This window comes from Prosthecobacter sp., from assembly GCF_044227185.1.
In the GTDB taxonomy this organism is placed as follows: Bacteria; Verrucomicrobiota; Verrucomicrobiia; order Verrucomicrobiales; family Verrucomicrobiaceae; genus Prosthecobacter.
The window spans coordinates 193,986-214,438 of record NZ_JBGAFO010000001.1 but is presented as its reverse complement, the minus strand read 5'-3'; the positions used below and the strand labels follow the sequence as shown (position 1 = coordinate 214,438).

Sequence of the window (20,453 nt, the reverse complement as noted above, 5' to 3'; positions counted from 1 at the left end):
TAGTCGGATGCTCCTGGCTGATCTCACCTGGCCCGCCGTGGCCGCCCTTGATAAAAACACCCCCGTCATCTTCCCCGTCGCCGCCCTGGAGCAGCACGGCAGGCACATGCCCGTCTTCACGGACAGCATGCTCACCACCGAGCTCATCCGCCGTACCGAGGCCGCCCTGGGAGGCCGCGTTCTCATCGCCCCCCTCACCTGGCTGGGAAACTCCCACCACCACATGGATTTCCCCGGCACCCTCTCCGCCGAGCCCCGCCTCTACCTCGACCTGCTCAATGGCCTCATGGAAAACTTCATCGCCCATGGCTTCCGGCGCCTCGTCTTCCTCAACGGCCACGGCGGCAATGACGTCCCCGGCAAGCAGGCCGTCTTTGAGACACGGCAGAAATTCCGCGACCGCAAGGACCTCCTTCTCCTCTTCGCCACCTACTGGAATCTCGGCGCCGAGCCCTGGACCCGCGATCCCTCCATCCAGCAGCGCGTCATGGGCCACGCCTGCGAATGGGAGACCAGCATGGTCCTCCGCCTCCGCCCCGAACTCGTCGGCGAACTCTCCAAAACTGACGATGTCCCCTTCGGCAACGCCTTCGAGCCCGCCTCCCGTGGCTGGATCATGCCCGACCGCAGCGAACCCGGCCACGTCGGCGACCCCCGCTCCGCCACCGCCGAAAAAGGCGAGGTGCTCTTCCAGTGTTTCACCGAATCCGTCGTGAAGCTGCTGGAACGCGTCATCGTCTGGGATGGAAGGAGCTGGGAGGGGTGATGATGCAGAAAATATCTTCGCCACTGATCAGGAGTCTTGTCATCTTTGTCGCTTTTCTGTCTGGGTTGTTGGTTTTGCTTCGCGCCACAGGACAAATCGAAGCGCTCCGCGTTCCCACAAATGCCATGGCGCCTTTTTTGAGGGTGGATGACACCATCATTGCCCAGGCATTAACACTGCACAATCAACTGCCTCAGCGAGGCGATGTGGTGACGTTTACGACGAAAGGCATTCCTGGCATCGAGAAACCATACGACCAAAAATCACTGATTTTTATGAAGCGAGTCGCGGGATTGCCGGGCGACAAACTCCAGTTTGTAAACGGCATGCTGCAAATCAACGATCGCCCGGTAGGTGACTATTACGATGTTTCACATATTCCGTATGTGCTCGTCCCGGGCGCTCTGACCAAGTCAGGAATAGATCTCTCCAAACCGTACGTAGTGCCTGCCGACCATGTGGTGGTCTTGGGAGACAATTCCGCTAACAGTTACGATTCACGGCATTGGGGGCCGCTGCCCATAAAAAACTTGCGCCAAAAATACTGGTTTCATTTCAAGCACGCGCCTGTTCGAGAAGAAAAAAGGCTTCAAAGATGATTGCATGAACTCGTCCCCCCGCCCCTCCCTCTGGAAATGGTACCTCTGCGGCCTCCTGCTGCTGGCCACCACCATCAACTACATGGACCGGCAGACCCTCGCCAATGCGGCGGATGCCGTGAAGGCGGAGTTTGGCATGAACGACGCGCGCTACGGCCATCTCGGCACCACCTTCGGTCTCGCCTTCGCCGCCGGCTCCTTGCTGTTCGGCTTTCTGTGCGAGCGCTGGAGCCTGCGCTGGCTCTACCCTCTGGTCCTCGGCGGCTGGTCCTTGGCAGGGTTGTTCTCCTCCTGGGCCACCAGCTATCAGGAATTCATGGCGGCGCGCATCATGCTCGGATTCTTTGAGGCCGGTCACTGGCCCTGCGCGCTGAAGACCACCTTCAATCTCCTGAAGCCCGAGGAGCGCATGATGGGAAACAGTGTCCTGCAAAGCGGCGCCTCCATCGGCGCCATCATCACGCCGCATGTGGTGCTGTATTTGTCCCAGCATCATCCCGACGGCTGGCGTTATGCCTTCCAGGTCGTCGCATGGTCCGGCGTCGTGTGGATCGCGCTCTGGCTGCTCTCCTATCGTCAGCCGGCTTCCTCACCGGCTGGCGCAGAGTCATCATCGTCAGGACCGCAAAGCCCGCTCATGCCCCTGCTTCAAAGCCGCCGCTTCTGGGCCATCGCCCTTTTGCTCATCGGCATCCAGATCCCATGGCACATGATCCTGCAGTGGCTGAAGCTCTTCCTCCTCTCCCGCGGTTACGATCAGGCCCAGGCCGCGCAGTTCATCTCGTTTTACTACATCGCCACAGACCTCGGCTGCCTCGCTGCGGGCGTTCTTTCCATGCGCATGGTCAAAGGTGGCCGGGTGGATGTGCATCACGCCAAGCGCCGCATCTTCACCTTCGCCACCTGCGGCGTGTCCTGCATGGTCCTCATCCCGCTGCTGGCCAAAGGCTGGCTGCTGCTGGCCGTCCTGCTTGTCGTTGCCGCCTCCTCGCTGGCGCTCTTCCCCTGCTATTACAGCTTCGTGCAGGAGCTCTCCGCCTCGCACGTCTCCCGCCTCACCGGCCTCTTCAGCATGTGGGTCTGGGTCATCACCTCGCCTCTGCATTCACTTTTCGGCATCATCGCGGACTCCACCCACACCTACGACTGGGGCCTTGCTCTCACCGGCTTCGCCCCATGGCTCGGTGTCCTCGCCATGAAGCTGCTCTGGGACACGCAAAAACCGAACGACTCCACCGTCGCCGCGCGTTGAGTCCGCATGCTTCGTCTCATCGCTCCCCTCCTTCTCCTTGCCTCGGTTCTCCACGCCGCCGAGCCCTACGAGCTCAAGCTCGAGACCATCACCAAGGGCTACGATGGCAAAATGTGCTGGGTGCATCCGCGTGCAGGCGCCATTCCTGGCAGCCCGCCGCAGGTCGTCCTCACCATGCAGAAGCTCCTGCTCACCGGCAGCGATGTCTTCTACGCGCTGAACCACCTCAGCACCTCCGACCTCGGCAAGACCTGGACGCAGCCCGTCGAAAACACCGCCACCCTCGGACGCCGTGAAGAACCTGAGGGTGTCATCGTCGCCGCCTGCGACTTCACGCCCAAGTGGCACGCCAAATCCGGCAGGCTCCTCGGCATCGGCCACACCGTGCGCTATAGCGACAACAAGGTCATCCACGAGCGTCCTCGCGAAACCTGCTTCTCCATCTTTGATCCGCAAACCTCCACTTGGTCCCCCTGGACCACGCTGGCCATGCCCGCGGACCCCAAGTTCTACAACGCCGGCGCCGGCTGCGTGCAGCGCGTCGATCTGGAAAACGGCGACATCCTCCTGCCCATCTACTTCAAAGGCAAAGGCGACAAATACTACCGCGTCACCGTCCTGCGCTGCAGCTTTGACGGCACCACCCTGCGCTATGTCGAGCAGGGCAATGACCTCGCGCTGGAGTCAGGCCGTGGCGTTTATGAGCCCTCCCTAATCCGTTGCGCGGGGAAATTCTATCTGACCCTGCGCAATGACACCGCTGGCTACGTCTGCTCCAGCGATGACGGCCTCCACTTCAGCGCACCAACGCGCTGGAACTGGACCGACGGCAGCGACCTCGGCAACTACAACACCCAGCAGCACTGGGTCGCGCACAAAGACGATCTCTACCTCGTTTACACTCGCAGAGGCGCCGGCAACGACCACGTCTTCCGCCACCGCGCGCCCTTGTTCATGGCCGAGGTGGACAAAGCCACCCTCACCGTGAAGCGCGACACCGAACGCATCCTCGTCCCCCAGCGCGGCGCGCGCCTCGGCAACTTCGGCGTCTGCGAAGTCAGCGAAAACGAAACCTGGGTCACCGTCGCCGAATGGATGCAAAAGAACGGCCCCGACATCATCATCAAGCCCGACAACCCCTACGGCGCCGACAACAGCGTCTATGCCGCCCGCATCCTCTGGAAGAACGGCGAATAAAGAAGCTTCATTTTTGCGGCCTCGGTGAGACACCCTGCGCCATGGCATTTGAAAGTGGCAGGAACCTTCGACTCAGCCGCAAAGGAGCAGAGAGCAGAAATAAAAAAAATCAATCTCTGCCACCTCTGCCTCTTTGCCCCTCTGCGGCAAACCGAATGTCCCCAGCCTCGACTTGCCGAAACGCGTTTTGCGAATCGTCATAACACCCCGCAAACCCAAAGCGAATCCCCTCTCCCCATCGATGACAGGGCAACGCCCAAGGTATGCCATGGGGAGAGGCAAGGGTGAGGGGCCATTCCATGCCGGCGCTGGGCGTCGTAGGCATGCTCCACCCTTCTCATCCCAAATACTCCCCCGCGATCACCTCCTCCTCGCCCTCGCTCTCATGAATGGCGCCTGAGATCACACGCTCCGTCACCTCATCCAGATAAGTCTGCAGCACCTGGCTCAGCTCCAGAAACTCCGGCCACAGCGTCTCATCCACAAAGCTCCGCGGCACCCGCACCATCACCGTGTTCCGCCTCTGCCGCGCATAGCGGTAGGGCTTCAGTGCATAGCGCCGCAGCAGCGCGATGAAGAGCTTCTTCGACCACCCGTCCGTCAGCGTAAACTTGTACTCGATCGGCCGATCCACCTTTGCCGCCTCACCCAGCCGCCGTTTGATTCGCGCGATCGCATCCGCAGCCGCTTCTTTCTCACCAGCCGTCGCCGCACCGGCATACAGCCGTTCGATCTTGCTCAGCTTCTCCAGAAGGTCCTGTTCACGCATGCCGTTCTTTCTCAAACCGCACCCTTCTTGTCAACGCATGTCCCGTGCGCCTCGTTCGCGCGTGTTGCAATGCCACGATCCATCAAAACAGCTTCGTCCTCTTCGCCGGGGCCGCTCTCACCCGGTAGCAGCACTGGCGAGCCTGCATACAGCTCAGAAAGATCCCGGAGGGATCACAGCCGGTAGCCAGGGATCAGCTCGCGTAGCGAGCGCCATCCCTGGACAGCAAGCGCCCAATCCGGAAAGCAAAGCCAGCGCTTTCTCCACGCACCGCATCCTCCAGCAGCGTCTCACCGTTCCATCGCTGCAGTCACAGCGCGCTGCCAGACACGGCCACGACCTCTTGCCAGATCCATTTTCCACCGTCGGCGCTGCAACGCCGCTCACGGCGCACGGCGGATCCCGCGCGTCGCCAGGATGTTGCGCACCAGCCGCAGCATGTCCGCCGGTTCATACGGCTTCGGCAGCACCGCCGCAAAGCCATACGAGGCCGGGTTTGCCATCACCGGATCATCCGAGTAGCCGCTGGACACGATCGCAAACACTTCCGGATCCATCGCACGCAGCTTCTCCATCGCCCGCACCCCGCCCATCCCGTTCGGAATGCTCAGGTCCAGGATCACCAGATCATAGGCCCGCCCCTGCGTGATGCTTTCCTGGTACATGCGCACCGTCTCGCTGCCCTCCGCGCTCTCCGCCACGTCAAAGCCGTTGCTCGTCAGATTACGCACGATCAATGAGCGCACCAGAGGATCATCCTCCAGCACCAGGATGCGCGGATTCGCCGCATTGAGTTCCGGCGGTGCGTCAAAGACCTTGCTCAGGCCAAACGCATCCGCTTCCTCGCTGTCGGAATCCAGCGGCAGGTAGAAGCGCACCGTCGTGCCCTTGCCCTGCTCGGAGCTCACCGTCAGGGAGCCGCCATGCGCTTTGGCGATCGATTCGCACACCGTCAGGCCCAGGCCTGTGGCGTTGTCCGCTTTGCGCGTGCTGAAGTACGGTTCAAAAATATGCGGCAGATGCTCCGTCGGGATGCCCTCGCCCTTGTCCTCCACTTCAATCGCAAGCCCCGAAGGCTGGAAGTTCGTGTCCGTCACCATCTCACCCGGGAACATCTCGGCATGGTCAGGCGCAAAGCAGCGCACCGTGATCTCACCGCCGTTCGGCTGCGCCTGCTCTGCATTGCGGATCAGATTGCTCAGCAGACGCCGCACCTGCGCGCCATCGATCGCGATCTGCGGCAGGCCCGGCTGCACCTCGATGCGGTACTCCACGCGGTTCGCCCGCGTGTGGTGAGTGAAGAAAGTCTCGATGAGGTCGCCCAGGCGGATCTGCGATTTGATCGGCGCACCGCCGCGCGCAAAGGTCAGCAGTTGCTGCACCAGGTTCTGCGCCTGCAGCGTCGCCTGCTTCGCCGTGTGCAGTTCCGGCAGCGTGATCGCATTGCGCAGCCGCATCTCGGCCAGCGAGATGTTGCCCAGCAGCACCGTCAGCAGGTTGTTGAAATCATGCGCAAAGCCGCGCGCCAGCAGTCCCAGCGATTCGAGGCGGTCGATGCGGTTGCGCCGCTCCGCTTCCTCACGCCGCGCCGTCACATCCTGCACCAGCAGCAGCAGCCCTTCACCAAAGGGGTAGCCGCGCAGTTCCAGCCAGATCTGCTTCTCATCCAGATACAGCTCACGGTTCACCGTCTCACGGTGCAGCATCGCATGCGCAAAGGCCTCATGGTGCTGCTCGCGCGTCGCGCTCGGCATGATGTCCCACAAGGAGAGCCCCAGCATGTTCTGCAGGTTGCGGTCAAACAGGCGCAGGGCCGCCGCGTTCGCATACGTCACACGCCAGCGCGCATCCAGCGCAAAGAGGGGGTCGGAAATGCTCTCCACCACATCCACCAGCGGCGCCGTGCTGCGGTTCGGCGCGGCGGGCGCCTCCGCCGGGGCTGGCACGGCGGCGGCACGGAAAAGAATGATCAGCCCCGTCAGGTGCCCCTGCGCATCACGCAGCGGCGCCGTGCGGTCCTGGATCGGCACCCGCTCACCCGCCAGCGTCGTCAGATAAACCGTGCGCTCGGCCGTTTGCGCCGCGGCTTCCGCGGACAAAATCTCCGCCGGCTCTCCGGTGCTTTGATAAATCCGAAACACCTCGTTCAGCGAGCGTCCCACCACTTCCTGCGCATTCCAGCCCGTGGCCCGCGCCGCGGAGGGGTTCATGAAGACCACGCCACCGGACAGATCCGCGGCGATGACGCCATCCGCCAGGCTCTGGAAGGCCTCAAAATAGCTGTGCTCCCGCCGCTGCCGTTCATTCTCTTCAAAATGGCGCTGCGCCGCCACTTCCACCGCCAGGCGCAGCTCGTCATGGTTGAAAGGCTTCAGCAGGTAGCCATGCGGGTGGGTTTGCCGCGCCCGCGCCACCGTGTCCAGGTCCGCGCAGGCCGTCACATACACGATCGCCACCCGGCTCCGGCGCTGCAGCTCACGCGCTGTTTCGATGCCGTCCATCTGCCCCGCCAGGTGCACGTCCATCAGTACCAGATCCGGCCGGAGCTCATCATAGCGCTCCAGCGCTTCCTCTCCAGAGGCGCAGATAGCCACGACCACATAGCCCAGCTTTCCAAGCGTCGTGGCCATGTCGCAGCCCACGAGGCCCTCGTTTTCAACGATCAATATGCGGATGCGATCAGAATTAGTCATTTACCCGATTGTGGAACTATTCTAACCGAGATAAATTAGAAGCGCCATAAGAAATCTAAGTCCTTTTATCTGATTCCTCAGAATTTTAGGACCCAGGATGCAAACGTCCGCCACTCCCCCCTGGACGCCTTTCACGCTCAGCTATTTACCATTGCTCGCCGGGCCGTTCTTCCCGGGCGGAAAGAAGGTCACGTCGATCCCCTCCTTGCGCAGCCCCTTCTTCACCTCTTCCGCCAGTTGGGCATAGCTCCGCTCCCGCAGCAGGTGCTTCTTCGTGGCCGCCTCCACGGCCGCATCTCCCGCCGCATCCCGCTTCACGTTCTCGATCTCCCGCAGCCAGGCGATGATGTTGGCCGCATCCCCTTTGCCATCCACATGGTAAAAATAATACGTCAGCGCTCCGGCAGAGGCGTAGTTGGCATGGGCTGAGCCGCCCTTTCCCAGCGCAGCCGTCCAGCGCTCGTAGTCGATCGTCATCAGCTCCTCGATGTCGATCATCATGAAGTCCTTGCCCCCGGTGAAGTTTTGGAGCTGGCGGTTCAGCCCGATCAGGCTGAAGCGGCCGTTGCTGTTGTATTCCAGCATGGACACGTATTCCGCGCTCCCTTCCACATACCATGTGGGGAGGATGCCCATCCAGTGGTTCATCATCTGGTGGGTGATCTCATGGATCAGCGTCGAGTTGTCCCGCGCCGCGCTTTCCCCCAGGGACACCCGGTTGCCCACCATCCGCACCCCCAGGCTCACAATCGGCACCATCAGGGCCTTTTTGGAGGTCATATAGACCCCAGCGGAGCCCTCGATGCCCCCCGCCTTCTTGTAGTCGCTCTCCTCGGTGAACAGGTGCGCCAGAAAGATCTCCCGCAGCCTTTCGGGGTGCGGCTTCAAATCCAGCGGCAGCATGCAGTTGATCATCCACGTGGCCTCAAACATCCGGCCAAACTCCCTCACCACATTGGCTCCCAGCTTGGAGTCGCACTTAAACTCATAGTGCGGTGAGCGGTAGATGAACTCATGCGCCTCGGCGTCCTCCTTCACCACGGTCACGGCGGGTTTCTCATCCAGCGCCACCGTGCGCGGCCAGTTCTTGCTCGCAGGCGGCGCGCCCGTCGCCGTCCCCGCCGCAGGGCTCGCGGCCGTGGTGCTGGCAGCCGGGGCTCCCTGGCTTTTGGCAAAGGCCTGGTCCTCGGCGGAAAGCCGGTTCAGCGGCACCGTGAAGGTGCTGCCATTCGCCATGCGGATCTTCACACTTTCCCCCTCCAGCGCCACGTACGCCGCCTCGATCTTCCGCCCGTCCGTGCTCGTCCAGGTATGCATGGCCGGCGCGGCTGTCTGCGCCCGGAGAAGGAGAGGGGTGGTCAGCGCGAGGACAATGCCCAGGGGTCGGAGGAGCTTCATTTAGGCGATTCTGCGAGCCCCAGCCCAAAATGTCGAGCTTTTAGCTCGCCACCCGGCATGGCATTTGACTAACCTTCGCACTCCTCCCGCCCACGCCCATGAAATCCCTTATCGCCTTTCTCGCCCTCCTGGCTCTTGGCCTCTCCCTTTCTGCCGCGGAGCCCGCACCGAAAAACAAAGAGGCCAAAAAACCCTCCGCCAAGGTGGAGGCCCTGGCCAAAACCCTCACCGCCGAGGAGCGCGCCCGCCTTTTGTCCCTGCTCAACCAGGGAGACACGGCCGCCCTCATGGCGCTTCCTGGCATCGGCGAAGTCCGCGCCAAGGCCATCCAAAATGTGCGCCCCTTCACAGATGTGACCGACGTGACTCGTGCCGATGGCGTCGGCGAGGGCCTCCTGGCTCAGATGATCGCCTATGCAAAGGCAGGTTTTGTGCAGCCACAGAAAAAGGCCCCCGCCAAAAAGAAGGACGCGCCCAAAATGGCCGATCCCCAGGTGCCAAAATAGCCTCGGCAGGGGGCTTTTGCAGCCCTGCCCGCCCTACAGCCTTGATCAGGCTAAATCCTGAGGTGATTTGCGATTTCCGCCCTCCTTGTGAAATTTTTCACAAATAGCGGTTGCCGCACTGCGGGACGTTCGGATAATCAAATCCGGTTCTCCTGCGGTTTCTCTGCTCCCACATGGCCACTATCACTGTACAACGTCCCAAGCTCGCCTGGCATGAACGCTGGTTCATTTCCACGCTCTTGAAAGGACTGAAAATCACCATCGGCCATGGCATCAGGACCTTCCTCCAGATCGCCGGCAGCAAGCCCAAGGTCACCATGGAGTACCCGGAGCAGAAGTGGGACGACCATCTGCCGGACTACTACCGCGGCGCCCCGGCCCTCGTCACCGACGAGCAAAACCGCGAGCGCTGCGTGAGCTGCCAGCTCTGCGAGTTCATCTGCCCTCCCAAGGCCATCAAGATCATCCCTGGCGAGATCCCCAGCGACGATCCCTGGGCCAAGGTCGAAAAGCGCCCCAAGGAGTTCGACATCGACATGATTCGCTGCATCTACTGCGGCATGTGCGAGGAGGTCTGCCCGGAGCAGGCCATTTTCCTGCGCAAGGACTACGCCATCACCGGTCTCTCCCGCAAGGAGATGGTGCACAACAAAAAGCGCCTCTATGAAATCGGCGGCCAGCGCGTGGGGCTGGTGAACAAGTGGAACGAGCTCAAGTAATGCCCCCGCTCCTGTTCTATCTCCTCGCTCTGATCACCCTGGGCTTCGGCTTCATGGTCGTCACCGGGCGCAATCCCGTCACCTGTGCGCTCGCCCTTGCCGCCAGCTTCGTCGGCCTCGCCGCCCTCTTCCTTTCCTTGGACGCCTACTTCATCGGCATCATCCAGATTCTCGTCTATGCCGGTGCCGTCATGGTGCTCTTCCTCTTCATCATCATGCTGCTGGACATCAAGACGGAGGAGGGCAAAAAGCTCAATCTCCCCGCCATCGTCTCCGGCGTTCTTCTCGCCACCCTCCTCGCCCTGCAGATCATCATCGTGGCAGATGGCACCCCGCTGGCCGCCAAAACACCCCAGGACGCCTCTTTGGACATGACCGCGGCCGCCGCCACCGTCGGCTGGGCGTCCGTCCCCACCATCACCAAAGACCTCAAGGCGGGAGAACTGCCGGATGCCAAGCTCATCGGCTTCACCCTCTTTGATCAGTATGGCTTCCACCTTCAGGTGATAGGCCTGCTGCTGCTCGTCGGCACCATCGGCGTCGTCGTTCTCAGCAAACGCGAAAGGAGCGCCCCATGATCACCCTTGGCCACTACCTCGTCGTCAGCGGCATGCTCTTTGCCCTCGGCCTCGCTGGCGTCATCGCCCGCAGAAACATCATCATCGTCTATATGTGTCTGGAGATGATGCTCAGCGCCGCCAATCTCGCGCTCGTCGGTTTCTCCCGTTTCCATCTCGTCAACGGCGTGCCGGACTACCCCGCGCAGTCGCTCGTCTTCTTCACCATCACCGTGGCCGCTGCTGAAGTGGCCGTGGGCCTCGCCATCATCGTGGCTCTCTTCCGTTCCAGGCAGAGCGTCGATGTCGAGTCCGTCACCAAACTTCAAGGATAACGCGCCCGCATGAACGCCAGCATTCCCCTTCTGCTGCCTCTTTTCTCGGCGCTCCTCATCCTTCTGGGCCACCGCCAGCTCAAAGGGGCTGCCGTGCTCATCTCGGTCGGCTCCTCCATCATCTCCTTCATCGCCTGCCTCGCCCTTCTGGCCGCGGCGGATGAAACCAACCCGCAGATGCTCCTGCCCTTCATCGATGTCGGCTATGTCCACGCCAACATCGATGTCCTCATCGACAAGCAGAGCCGCGGCATGATGTTCATCGTCAGCTTCATCGGCATGCTGGTGCACATCTTCTCCCTCGGCTACATGAAGGATGACGAGGCAAAGCCACGCTTCTTCGGCGCGCTCTCCCTCTTCATGTTCTCCATGACCGGCATCGTGCTCGCCGGGAACCTGATCATGATGTTCATCTTCTGGGAGCTCGTCGGTCTCAGCTCCTACCTGCTCATCGGCCACTGGTATCAGAAGCCCAGCGCCGCCGAAGCCTGCAAGAAAGCCTTCCTCACCAACCGCATCGGCGACTTCGGCTTCATGATCGGCATCCTGCTGCTCTTCGGCGCGAACCACGGTAACGTGAATCTTTTTGACCTCGAAAGCGCCTTCAAGCCGGGCAACGAGCTGGCCTCCGCGCCCGCCGGCTTCGTCACCGCCGCCGCCCTCTGCATCTTCCTCGGCGCCGTCGGCAAGTCCGCCCAGTTCCCCCTGCACGTCTGGCTTCCGGACGCCATGGAGGGCCCCACCCCGGTCTCCGCCCTCATCCACGCCGCCACCATGGTCGCCGCCGGGGTGTACATGCTCGTGCGCGTCAGCTTCCTCATCGAGGCCTCCCCTCTTGCCGCCCAGATCATCGCCGGCATCGGCTGCGTCACCGCTCTCATGGCCGCCCTCATGGCCACCCAGCAGAGCGACATCAAGCGCGTTCTTGCCTACTCCACCCTCTCCCAGCTCGGCTACATGGTCATGGCCGTCGGCGCCGTGGCCATGCACGTTCAGCACGGCCACGAGATGCACGGGCCCGGCCACCCGGCCATGTTCCATCTCTACACGCACGCCTTCTTCAAGGCCCTGCTCTTCCTCGGCTCCGGCGCCATCATCTATGCCTGCCACCACGAGCAGGACATGTGGAAGATGGGCGGCCTGCGCAGGCACATGCCCGTCACCTTCTGGACCTTTGTCATCGGCACCGCGGCGCTCATGGGCCTGCCTTGGATCACCAGCGGCTTCTACAGCAAGGAAGGCATTCTCGGTGCGGCCTATGACAGCGGCTGCAGCATCCTCTTCCACAGCACGTGGCTGACGGCCCTGCTCACCTCCTTCTACATGACGCGCCTCGTCGTCGTGGCCTTCTTTGGCAAGCCCCGCACCGACTCCGCGCATCACGCCACCGAAGTGCCGGTCATCATGCTGCTGCCGCTCATCCTGCTCGCCATCTTGTCCATCTTCTCCGCCTGGGATTTCTTTGCCACGCCGCTGCAGGCCCTCAAGCCGGCGCATGAAGAGCCGCATCAGACAGTGCTGACTGCCTCCATCCTGGCGTTCCTCATCGGCACCATTGGCGCCATCTACCTCTACCGCGGCAAGGACAGGGACCCCGTCAGCATCAAGCTCTTCGCCAACAAGTTCTACTTCGACGAAATCTACGCCGTCATCGTCCGCATCTGCCAGGACCGCCTCGCGTGGATCGTCAACGCCTTGGAGCGTGTGTTTGTGGACGGCATCATCGCCCGCCTTCCCACCGCCATCGTCGCCCGTCTCGGCGCCGCCACCCGCATGCTGCAGGGCGGCCACCTGCAGGGCTACACCTTCCTTCTCGGCGGTGGCGTCATCGGCGTGGTTTATCTGGTCGTGTTTGTGCTGCCCCGTCTGGGCCATTGATGGAGAAACTGAATGAGCGTTCTTGAAATAATCATCGCACTCCCCCTCCTCGCCGCCCTGGCGGTCGGGCTCGGTGCGCCTGCCCGCGCCGCATCCCTCGGCGCCACGTTCATCAATCTGTTCCTCGTGCTTGGCGCCGCGGTGCAGTACCAGGGCAAATCCGGCCTCGCCTTTGTCCATTCCCGGCCCATCCTCGACAATCCTTCGCTGAGCTTTGCTGTCGGCGCGGACGGCGTCTCTCTCATCCTCGCCCTGCTCACCGCGCTGGTCATGCTCGCCGCCATCTGGCAGATCGAGGACCGCCCGCCCATCTTCTACATCGCCTCCCTCCTCATCGGCGGCGGTGCCCTCGGCGCCTTCCTCACCACGGACGTCTTCTTCATCTACGCCTTCCATGAGCTCGCGCTCATCCCCACCTTCCTCATGATCGCCCTGCACGGCCGCGCCGAGCCCGCCCAGCGCAAGGCCGTCGCCTGGAAAGCCACCATCTACCTCGGTGTCGGCAGCCTCGTGCTCCTCGCCGGACTCGTCTGGCTCGTGCTCGAGTTCAGCGGCGGCTCCAAGCTCACCTTCGATCTCACCGCCCTCCGAAACCAGGCCCGCTCCGCCCCTCTGCCGGACGCCAGGCAGGCGCAGATCTTCTTTGTTCTCCTCCTCGGTTTTGGCTCCCTCGTCAGCCTGTTCCCCTTCCATAGCTGGGCCGCCCCCGCCTACGCCACCGCCCCCACGCCCGTCGCCATGCTGCACTCCGGCGTGCTGAAAAAATTCGGTCTTTACGGCCTCCTCCGCATCGCCCTCCCCATGCTGCCGCAAGGCGCGCATGTGGAGTGGGTTCAGAATGCGCTGCTCCTCATGCTGCTGGGAAACATCCTCGTCATGGGCCTCGTCACCATCCATTCCAGCCGGCTCGATGACACCCTGGCAAACTCCAGCGTCATGCACATGGGCTACATCTTCCTCGGCCTCGCCGCCGGCACCGAGCTGGCCCTCAAAGGCGCGGTCATCCTCATGTTCGCCCACGGCATTTCCATCGCCCTCCTCTTCGGCCTCTGCGGCCGCATGCGCAATCAGCTCGGCACCCTGGAGTACAACAAGCTCGGCGGCCTCGCCACCCACGCCCCTTCCTTTACCGTGCTCTTCGCCTTCGGCGCCTTCGCCTCCATCGGCCTCCCCGGCCTCACCAACTTCGCCGGCGAAGTCATGATCTTCCTCGGCAATTTCACCGACTTCAAAACCACCGGCCTCACCAGCCTGCAGTGGACCGTCATCCTCGCTCTCTGGGGCGTGGTGATGTCCGCCGTTTACATGCTGCGCGCCTACCGCAGCATCTTCCACGGCAGCCCCGCCACCGGCCTCTTCATGATCGATCCCGCGCTCTCCCAGCGCGTGCCCTTCATCCTGCTCGCCACCACGCTGCTCGTCACCGGCTGCTGCCCCTGGCTGCTGCTCAACCTCATGAAATCCGCGCTGTAGTCCTGCCATGAGCGTTTTCACCATCGAAGCCGGCCTCGCCATCCTCGGACTCGCACTGCTGTTGCTCGAGGCCTTTAAGCCCGCCGTCTCCCGCCGCACCCTCGGCCTCACCGCCATCGCCGGCGCCGTGCTCGCGCTTCTGCTGCTCATCGTCGCCCCGCATGACAGCGCCAGCCAGCCCGCCTTCATCCAGACCTGGCATCAGCTCGACAGCCTGGCCATTTTCTACAAAGGCTTCTCCCTCGTCATCACCATCCTCGTGCTCTGGCTCACCCTCGAGTGCGCCCCCTACCTCACCCGCTTCACCCTCGATGGCAAGCTGGCCGAAATGTTCAGCCTCCCGCTCATCGTCTGCGCCGGCATGATGTGGATGGCCTCCGCCCGCGACCTCGTCACCGTCTTCGTCTCCCTCGAGCTCGTCACCGTCTCCTTCTACGTCCTCGTCGCCTTCGCCCGCAAGAGCGCCTTCAGCCTTGAGGCCGGCGTGAAGTATCTCATCCTCGGCGCTCTCTCCACCGGCGTCCTCGTCTATGGCATCGCCTGGATCTACGGCGCCACCGGCACCATGAGTTTCGACGGCATCGCCAGAGCCCTCGCCGACCCCGGCACCAGCAAGAACACCGCCCTCTTCGGCGCCGCTATTCTGCTCTGCGGCCTCGGGTTCAAAGTCGCCGCCGCTCCCTTCCACATGTGGGTGCCGGATGTGTACCAGGGCGCTCCCACTCCCGTCACCGCCTTCCTCTCCGTCGGCTCCAAGGCCGCCGGCTTCGTCGTCCTCACCCGCGCGCTGGACGCCTTCCTCGCCGAAGGCTCCATCATCGCTGTGGAAGTTCAGGGCTTCCTCCTCGTCGTCGGTTCGCTCACCGTTCTCCTCGGCAGCCTTCCCGCGATGTTCCAGACCAGCGTCAAGCGTCTGCTCGCCTACTCCAGCATTTCCCACGCGGGCTACCTCCTCCTCGCCCTCGCCTGCCGCGGCACCGCCCGTTTTGATCTCTCCTCCGGCGACATCGTCGCCTTCTACCTCGCCACCTACCTGCCCATGACCGTCCTCGGCTTCCTCGGCCTCGGCCTCATGCGCGTCAACGGCCTGGGCGAAGAAATGAAAGACTTCGCCGGCCTCGCCAAACGCAACCCCCTCCTCGCGCTGCTGCTCACCATCTCCTTCGCCTCCCTCGCCGGCCTGCCCCTCACCGCCGGCTTCCTCGGCAAGCTCTTCGTCTTCCTCGGCCTCGCCGACCATGGCTACTGGGGCGCCCTGAGCTGCGCCATCATCGGCGCTGGCGCCGGGTTCTACTACTACTTCAAGACCATCCTCGCGATGTACACCACCGCCGGCACCGACACCCCCGCGCTCACCTTCTCCGGTGCCGCCAAAGCCGTCGCCGCCGCCCTCGCCCTCGCCATCCTCATCCTCGGCGTCTATCCCGCTCCCCTGCAGAAGGTGCTGAAGCCCGCCCCCGCCGCCGTCGTGGCCAAATGAACCGCCTTCGCTGGTTTCCTCTTGGGCTGGGGGTGCTGCTGGGATTTCTCCCAGCCTGCCAGCACAATGAAACCAGCGCGCACCCAGCCGTCACCCACGGCCCCGTTGCTGCGGACGATCTCACTCCGCAGTTTGCACGGAAAGACCTTTTCGGCGTCTGGGAGGTCACCGGCTACCATTGCAATGGTCCCTCCAGGGCCCAAACACGGCCAAATGTGAAGTACTGCTTCGCCGAAGACAACGTTTACCCGAACCTGCCTCCCGAGGACGAAAACGACAGCGCGGAAGGATCCTGCGACTGGTTCATCACGAAAAACCTCCTCATCTTCGAAGGCAGCATGGGCGCCTCGCCGCGCTGCTGAAAATTGAAAAGCTCGAAGGCGACACCCTGGTGCTGGGACTCGACGCCTGGGAGACCATGACCCTGCGCCGCATCCGCAAAACCTGGAACGGCAGATCGCCCGTCTTGAAACGAAAGGAAATTCCCGTCAGCGGCATGCCGCCTCCTCCGCCAGCCGGCCCTCGCGGGTGATACCATGAACCGTTGAAAACGAGTCTTTGTCCACGGCGCATAGGATCGGCGGGGAGCAGGAGATGGATGATAGAGCCATCCTGAGGAAGTATAGCCCCCCATGGCAGCGCGTGAGCGCCAGCAAAGTGGTCCGCTCAGTCCTCTGAGCGGAACGAGCGGGCGTGTGGCGAACAAGCCAGAAAAGAAGGAGTTCGGACTTTGGGCGTCAGGGGTAGGCATGCGTCAGCTTTGCCGCCTGCGTTCCGCTCAGAGGACTGAGCGTACTACTTTGATAGCCAGCCTGCGGCTGGGGCATGAACAAACCCGTTTTCAACTGTTCTTGGTATGACATCACGGCTGCTCCAGTCTCGCTCAGTGCATGACTGCCAAAGCACTAAGGAAAAGGCGGGGCGTCCCCCGAATTAAGTTTTGACAGCTCGTGAGCCCGGCTGCTACACCAGCGGCATGAAGAAATCACTGCGCGGCCTTTTCGGTGTCTGTCTCGGCATGTTCGCCGTGGTGAACACCGTTTCCGCCCAAACGAGGTCGAAGGTCGTCACGGAGATCAATTTCGATGACGTGTTCGAGTGGAAAAGCCCCTGCACGATGAATTCGGAGCAGCTTGAGGCCAGGCTCGCCAAACTCGCTCCCACACCGGGCAAAAAATGGTATGCCTTGGACGAATCCAAGCAGTTCTCTCAGCCCTCCCAGTTGTTCAACGCGACCTACAGCCAGAGCAACAACCTCAAATACCTCATCTTTGGCAGCCAGGAGTTCGAGCCTGAGTCTGTCCGTGTGATGTGGGCCAATGGCCAGATCGCCTCCGTGGGGGTCCGCTACACTGCCCAGGCAGGTGAGACCGAGGCCGCTCCGGCCTTGCTGGCAGGCATTGGCAATGCCCTGGGCGCTCCCCCCTTCACTCGCACGGGTTCAAACTACACGTGGAGCGGCGAGCACTACAGCGCCAGCGCCTCCTTCATGCGCCATCTGGAAGACACGATTTTCTTTGTGACGGTCCGCCCGAAAAACGCAGGCGCCGCTCCACCAGCAGCCAAGCCCGCGCCTGCGCCGGCTCCTTCACAGCCAGCCGTGCCGGTTGACGAAACGGGAAAAACCCGGGTGGACCTGGATGCGCTGATTGATTGGAAAAACCCTCTCGATCTGACGCAGCTGGCTTTTGAAGCCATCATGCGCCAGCATGAAACAAAACCTGGCAGACGCGCATACTCGCCCACCCTCAGTAAATATCCGGATGGAAGCGTCACCCATTCCAGTCTGATCAATCCCAAGCTGAACGAGGCCTATTCCATTGAAATGTCCATGCTGAAAGGCCGGTTCCAGCCGTCTCTTTTTCGGGTGGACTGGCTGGAGGGCAGGGGCAAGGAAGTGGTGGTGCTGTTTGCCCATCCTGCGGATCAGAAAGATCCCTCATCAGAAATCGTGGCAGCATTCGACGCCCTGTTCGGACTCAAGGCGGATCAGCGTTCGGACCACTCCTTTGTCTGGGCTCGCGAACGTTTCATCGCCAGCTATTCCTGTTACCCTGGAGATGCACCCTTCAGGCTCACCTTTGCCATCCCTCAGCCTCCCCTGGCCAAGGTGCCGCCGGAGCCCGCAGCCACTCCCCCTCCGCAGATCACCCCGATGCCGCCTGCAGGCGTGGCAAACCTTCCGCCTGAGGCAAAGCCGGAGGCGAAGATGCCGGCGCCCGCCACACCTCCCTCCACCACCGCCGCCTTCAAGCTCCGTCTCACCCAGGTGAATGGACTCCTCATCTCTCCCCTCGCCACAGGAGAGGAGTCCGGCCACGTCACCAAAATGACTCTCACTGCCCTGCCAAATCGCGGCACTCAGGAGAGCTGGCTCGAGTTCAATCAGGAGGTCGGCGGCAGCATGCGCCGCTGCCTCAATGAAGTCAGCAAGCTCTCGCAGATCCGGAACAATGACTGGCCCGCGGGCTACCTCCTCCAGATCGGCTTTGAGGACAAATACATCGAGAAAGACGGCCCCTCCGCCGCCGTCGCCTGCGCCCTCCTCGTCGAGTCCGCGCTCACCGGCAAAAAATGGGACCCCGCCTTCGCCGTCACCGGAGATTTGAATGCAGACGGCAGCGTGCAGCCCATCGGCGGCGTGCGCGCCAAGATCCGCGGTGCCACCAATGGCAGTTGCAAGCTTGTTGCCGTTCCCTCCAAGAACGAGCGCGCCGTCGCGGACCTTCTGCTGCTCGACGGCCCCGCCCCTCTCGTCGGCATCACCGTCTTCGGCATCAAGACCTTTGACGACGCCATCGCCCTGGCCACCACCGAACGCTCAAAGGCCCTGGAGCTCGCCCTCGCCGACTTCGATTCCATGCGCGCTGTCATGATGCGAGATCCCCGCCAGATCATGCCTCTCCTCCGCACACCGCACGCCAGCGCCCGCCTGCAGGCCCTTTTGAGCGCGGCCCCGGAGTGCTATTCCGCCAAGTATCTCCTTCTCCATGCGCAGGGCAGGGGCGCACGCACCCTTTCTCTTGGCGGCTCCATCGAGGCCGCGCAGAGCAGCGCCCAGGCCATCGTCAATTCCATCGACAACGACGTTACGACCGCCATGACCAGCCTTAAGCCCGACGAAGTGGGCACCAGCCTCAACAAGCTCCGCAGTCTCCGCCCCATGCTCGACCAGCGCGTCTGGCCCTACGTCGATGGCATCACCGCCTACGGCGACGTCATCCGCAGTGCCATCCTCAATCCCGTCCGCTCCGGCGCCCGTTACGTCGATCTGGTCACCAAGGCCAAAAAAGCCGCGGGTGCAGCTTCCGCCGCCTTCAACACCCTGATGAACAATGCCCAGGTGCGTGAGGAGCTCGGGTTGTAGCAGCACAGGCGCGCCGCACTCCGCCTGCATGAGGCGCAGCTAAAGGGTTGACTCCCACGGTGCCAGACGGGTAAATTTGAAACATGTTCCGCAGCGCGATTGCCCTTTCGGTCTCCTTGATCGCCTGCTTCGCCTGGCAGGTGACCGCTGCCCAGGAGCGCAGGCTCCCGGAGCTCTCCGCCAATCTCGACAGCCTGCTCAATTTTGCCAGTCTCTGGAAGTGGTCTGCGGCCGACTTTGAAAACATCTACATCCCAAAGCTCGAAAATCCGGAGACACAGCGGAAGCCGCCGCAGTTTGAATGGATGAGCGCCAGCAAGGACCGCGCCCGCTTCTCCCGCCACATGTTCAGCAATGTGGAGACCAAACTCACCATGTTCGGGGGCTCCGTCAATGTGGAGGAGGCCGTCGTCGAGTTCGTCAATGGCAGGGCCGCGCGCGCCACCGTCTCCTTCTACAATCGCGGTGACTCAGGCGACATCGAGGTCAAGGAGTTCGAGCGCATCTTCAAGCTCATCGGGCAGAACCTCGGGCAGGTCATGAAAGTCGCCCCCAAGCGTCAGACCCTCTCCTCCAATGCCGCCCTCCCCACCACCGGCTGGAACTGGACCTCCCCCGCCGGCATCGCCCTCCTCGAATACAACGAGTACAACACCCCCGGAAAAACCACGAATCCCGAGTTCCTCCGCCTCAAGCTCGCCGCGCCCAATCAGGCCGACTGGAGCATGGGCAAGATGGCCACCGGCGTGCAGCGCATGGAACTCGTGCAGCGCGTCAAAAAAACCGCCGACGGAGACGTCTATATCTCCGGCGTGCCCATGGTGGACCAGGGCCAGAAAGGCTACTGCGTCGCCGCCAGTTGCCAGCGCCTCTTCGAGTACATGCGCATCCCCTGCGACCAGCACGAAATGGCCAAGCTCGTCAGTGCCGATGCGGAAAGCGGCACCGGCATCCTCGCCATGCAGAAGAGCCTCGCCAAAATCGACGGTGCTTTCAAAGTCACCTTCAAGCCCCTCATCAATCCCGAAACGTACTACTCCGGCCCCAACAAGCGCCGCGTCTCTGACAAGGCCTTCGTCTCCCTCGTCAAAGAGTATGCGGACAAAGGAGTGCCCCTCCTCTGGGGGCTGGCGCTCGGCGAAAGGCCTGAGATACCCCCGCTGCCCATGGGCGGTCAGGTCAGCGGCGGCCACATGCGCCTGATCATCGGCTACAACCTCGCCAAAAATCAGCTCCTCTTCACCGACTCCTGGGGCGCCGGCCACGAGCTCAAGCGCATGGCCATGCCCGACGCCTACGCCGTCACCATCGGCCTCTACTCCATGGCCCCCCGTGGTTTTTAGTAGTACCACGACCCTTGAAAACCTCGCCGCCCCCCGCCGTTCCCAGCCCCAGGAGCGCGGGCCTCCGAGCCCGCAGCACGTCCTTCGTATCACACGCGCGTCATGTGAGAGCACACCCCGC

The 20,453-nt window shown here is 62.5% G+C and carries 17 protein-coding genes; 14 read left to right on the top strand and 3 right to left on the bottom strand.

All coding sequences use genetic code 11. The features are described 5' to 3' along the window. Positions 1–7: 7 nt before the first annotated feature. From ACILSQ_RS00745 to ACILSQ_RS00730, 4 genes are read left to right on the top strand one after another with little or no spacing between them, the layout of a single operon-like run. A complete protein-coding gene (locus tag ACILSQ_RS00745; RefSeq protein ID WP_395741652.1) occupies positions 8–766 on the top strand; it encodes a creatininase family protein in 759 nt (252 codons plus the stop codon). Between the two features lie 2 nt (positions 767–768). Beyond that, positions 769–1,365 carry a signal peptidase I gene (gene lepB, locus ACILSQ_RS00740; RefSeq protein WP_395741651.1) on the top strand — a complete coding sequence of 199 codons (597 nt, stop codon included), beginning with the start codon at positions 769–771 and terminating at the stop codon, positions 1,363–1,365. 4 nt (positions 1,366–1,369) lie between these two features. Continuing rightward, positions 1,370–2,617, top strand: a complete 1,248-nt coding sequence (locus ACILSQ_RS00735; RefSeq protein WP_395741650.1) for an MFS transporter — start codon at positions 1,370–1,372, stop codon at positions 2,615–2,617. A gap of 6 nt (positions 2,618–2,623) precedes the next feature. Further along, entirely contained in the window at positions 2,624–3,814 is a 1,191-nt protein-coding gene (locus ACILSQ_RS00730; RefSeq protein ID WP_395741649.1) for a sialidase family protein, read from the top strand. Positions 3,815–4,151: 337 nt separating this feature from the next. Here ACILSQ_RS00730 and ACILSQ_RS00725 read toward each other — a convergent pair whose 3' ends face one another. The 3 genes from ACILSQ_RS00725 to ACILSQ_RS00715 all read right to left on the bottom strand — a co-directional run bounded on the left by ACILSQ_RS00725 (position 4,152) and on the right by ACILSQ_RS00715 (position 8,674). Then, on the bottom strand, positions 4,152–4,583 hold the full coding sequence (locus ACILSQ_RS00725) for a hypothetical protein (protein WP_395741648.1): 432 nt from the start codon (positions 4,581–4,583) through the stop codon (positions 4,152–4,154). A 383-nt stretch (positions 4,584–4,966) separates the two neighbouring features. After that, positions 4,967–7,276 carry a response regulator gene (locus ACILSQ_RS00720; protein WP_395741647.1) on the bottom strand — a complete coding sequence of 770 codons (2,310 nt, stop codon included), beginning with the start codon at positions 7,274–7,276 and terminating at the stop codon, positions 4,967–4,969. A 141-nt stretch (positions 7,277–7,417) separates the two neighbouring features. Further along, a complete protein-coding gene (locus ACILSQ_RS00715) occupies positions 7,418–8,674 on the bottom strand; it encodes an SHD1 domain-containing protein (RefSeq protein ID WP_395741646.1) in 1,257 nt (418 codons plus the stop codon). Positions 8,675–8,772: 98 nt separating this feature from the next. On the opposite strand from ACILSQ_RS00715, the gene ACILSQ_RS00710 reads away from it, so the two are divergent. From ACILSQ_RS00710 to ACILSQ_RS00665, 10 genes are all read left to right on the top strand, one after another. After that, a complete protein-coding gene (locus ACILSQ_RS00710; protein WP_395741645.1) occupies positions 8,773–9,180 on the top strand; it encodes a ComEA family DNA-binding protein in 408 nt (135 codons plus the stop codon). Between the two features lie 173 nt (positions 9,181–9,353). After that, positions 9,354–9,899 carry a 4Fe-4S binding protein gene (locus ACILSQ_RS00705; protein WP_395741644.1) on the top strand — a complete coding sequence of 182 codons (546 nt, stop codon included), beginning with the start codon at positions 9,354–9,356 and terminating at the stop codon, positions 9,897–9,899. Continuing rightward, a complete protein-coding gene (locus ACILSQ_RS00700; RefSeq protein ID WP_395741643.1) occupies positions 9,899–10,477 on the top strand; it encodes an NADH-quinone oxidoreductase subunit J in 579 nt (192 codons plus the stop codon). Before ACILSQ_RS00705 ends, ACILSQ_RS00700 begins: the two co-directional genes overlap by 1 nt. Next, positions 10,474–10,791 carry an NADH-quinone oxidoreductase subunit NuoK gene (nuoK, locus tag ACILSQ_RS00695; protein ID WP_395741642.1) on the top strand — a complete coding sequence of 106 codons (318 nt, stop codon included), beginning with the start codon at positions 10,474–10,476 and terminating at the stop codon, positions 10,789–10,791. Before ACILSQ_RS00700 ends, nuoK begins: the two co-directional genes overlap by 4 nt. A gap of 9 nt (positions 10,792–10,800) precedes the next feature. Further along, complete coding sequence (nuoL, locus tag ACILSQ_RS00690) at positions 10,801–12,669, top strand: NADH-quinone oxidoreductase subunit L (protein WP_395741641.1); 1,869 nt, start codon at positions 10,801–10,803, stop codon at positions 12,667–12,669. Between the two features lie 12 nt (positions 12,670–12,681). Beyond that, positions 12,682–14,142, top strand: coding sequence for a NuoM family protein (locus ACILSQ_RS00685; RefSeq protein WP_395741640.1), 1,461 nt, complete (start codon positions 12,682–12,684; stop codon positions 14,140–14,142). 7 nt (positions 14,143–14,149) lie between these two features. Next, positions 14,150–15,622, top strand: a complete 1,473-nt coding sequence (locus ACILSQ_RS00680; protein ID WP_395741639.1) for an NADH-quinone oxidoreductase subunit N — start codon at positions 14,150–14,152, stop codon at positions 15,620–15,622. Beyond that, positions 15,619–15,984, top strand: a complete 366-nt coding sequence (locus ACILSQ_RS00675) for a hypothetical protein (RefSeq protein ID WP_395741638.1) — start codon at positions 15,619–15,621, stop codon at positions 15,982–15,984. The genes ACILSQ_RS00680 and ACILSQ_RS00675 overlap by 4 nt, the downstream gene beginning before the upstream one ends. A gap of 614 nt (positions 15,985–16,598) precedes the next feature. Next, the gene (locus ACILSQ_RS00670) at positions 16,599–18,989 is read left to right on the top strand and encodes a S16 family serine protease (RefSeq protein ID WP_395741637.1); all 2,391 of its coding nucleotides are present in this window, start codon (positions 16,599–16,601) and stop codon (positions 18,987–18,989) included. A gap of 83 nt (positions 18,990–19,072) precedes the next feature. Continuing rightward, positions 19,073–20,332 carry a hypothetical protein gene (locus tag ACILSQ_RS00665; protein ID WP_395741636.1) on the top strand — a complete coding sequence of 420 codons (1,260 nt, stop codon included), beginning with the start codon at positions 19,073–19,075 and terminating at the stop codon, positions 20,330–20,332. The last annotated feature ends 121 nt before the right edge of the window (positions 20,333–20,453 follow it).

Excerpts from the sequence above, each read along its gene's own strand:
- ACILSQ_RS00730 (WP_395741649.1), top strand. The coding sequence starts at position 2,624 with ATGCTTCGTCTCATCGCTCCCCTCCTTCTCCTTGCCTCGGTTCTCCAC.
- ACILSQ_RS00735 (WP_395741650.1), top strand. The coding sequence starts at position 1,370 with ATGAACTCGTCCCCCCGCCCCTCCCTCTGGAAATGGTACCTCTGCGGC.
- ACILSQ_RS00680 (WP_395741639.1), top strand. The coding sequence starts at position 14,150 with ATGAGCGTTTTCACCATCGAAGCCGGCCTCGCCATCCTCGGACTCGCA.
- nuoK (WP_395741642.1), top strand. The coding sequence starts at position 10,474 with ATGATCACCCTTGGCCACTACCTCGTCGTCAGCGGCATGCTCTTTGCC.
- ACILSQ_RS00715 (WP_395741646.1), bottom strand. The coding sequence starts at position 8,674 with ATGAAGCTCCTCCGACCCCTGGGCATTGTCCTCGCGCTGACCACCCCT.
- ACILSQ_RS00710 (WP_395741645.1), top strand. The coding sequence starts at position 8,773 with ATGAAATCCCTTATCGCCTTTCTCGCCCTCCTGGCTCTTGGCCTCTCC.
- ACILSQ_RS00665 (WP_395741636.1), top strand. The coding sequence starts at position 19,073 with ATGTTCCGCAGCGCGATTGCCCTTTCGGTCTCCTTGATCGCCTGCTTC.
- ACILSQ_RS00705 (WP_395741644.1), top strand. The coding sequence starts at position 9,354 with ATGGCCACTATCACTGTACAACGTCCCAAGCTCGCCTGGCATGAACGC.
- ACILSQ_RS00720 (WP_395741647.1), bottom strand. The coding sequence starts at position 7,276 with ATGACTAATTCTGATCGCATCCGCATATTGATCGTTGAAAACGAGGGC.
- ACILSQ_RS00685 (WP_395741640.1), top strand. The coding sequence starts at position 12,682 with ATGAGCGTTCTTGAAATAATCATCGCACTCCCCCTCCTCGCCGCCCTG.
- ACILSQ_RS00745 (WP_395741652.1), top strand. The coding sequence starts at position 8 with ATGCTCCTGGCTGATCTCACCTGGCCCGCCGTGGCCGCCCTTGATAAA.
- ACILSQ_RS00725 (WP_395741648.1), bottom strand. The coding sequence starts at position 4,583 with ATGCGTGAACAGGACCTTCTGGAGAAGCTGAGCAAGATCGAACGGCTG.
- lepB (WP_395741651.1), top strand. The coding sequence starts at position 769 with ATGCAGAAAATATCTTCGCCACTGATCAGGAGTCTTGTCATCTTTGTC.
- ACILSQ_RS00670 (WP_395741637.1), top strand. The coding sequence starts at position 16,599 with ATGAAGAAATCACTGCGCGGCCTTTTCGGTGTCTGTCTCGGCATGTTC.
- nuoL (WP_395741641.1), top strand. The coding sequence starts at position 10,801 with ATGAACGCCAGCATTCCCCTTCTGCTGCCTCTTTTCTCGGCGCTCCTC.
- ACILSQ_RS00675 (WP_395741638.1), top strand. The coding sequence starts at position 15,619 with ATGAACCGCCTTCGCTGGTTTCCTCTTGGGCTGGGGGTGCTGCTGGGA.
- ACILSQ_RS00700 (WP_395741643.1), top strand. The coding sequence starts at position 9,899 with ATGCCCCCGCTCCTGTTCTATCTCCTCGCTCTGATCACCCTGGGCTTC.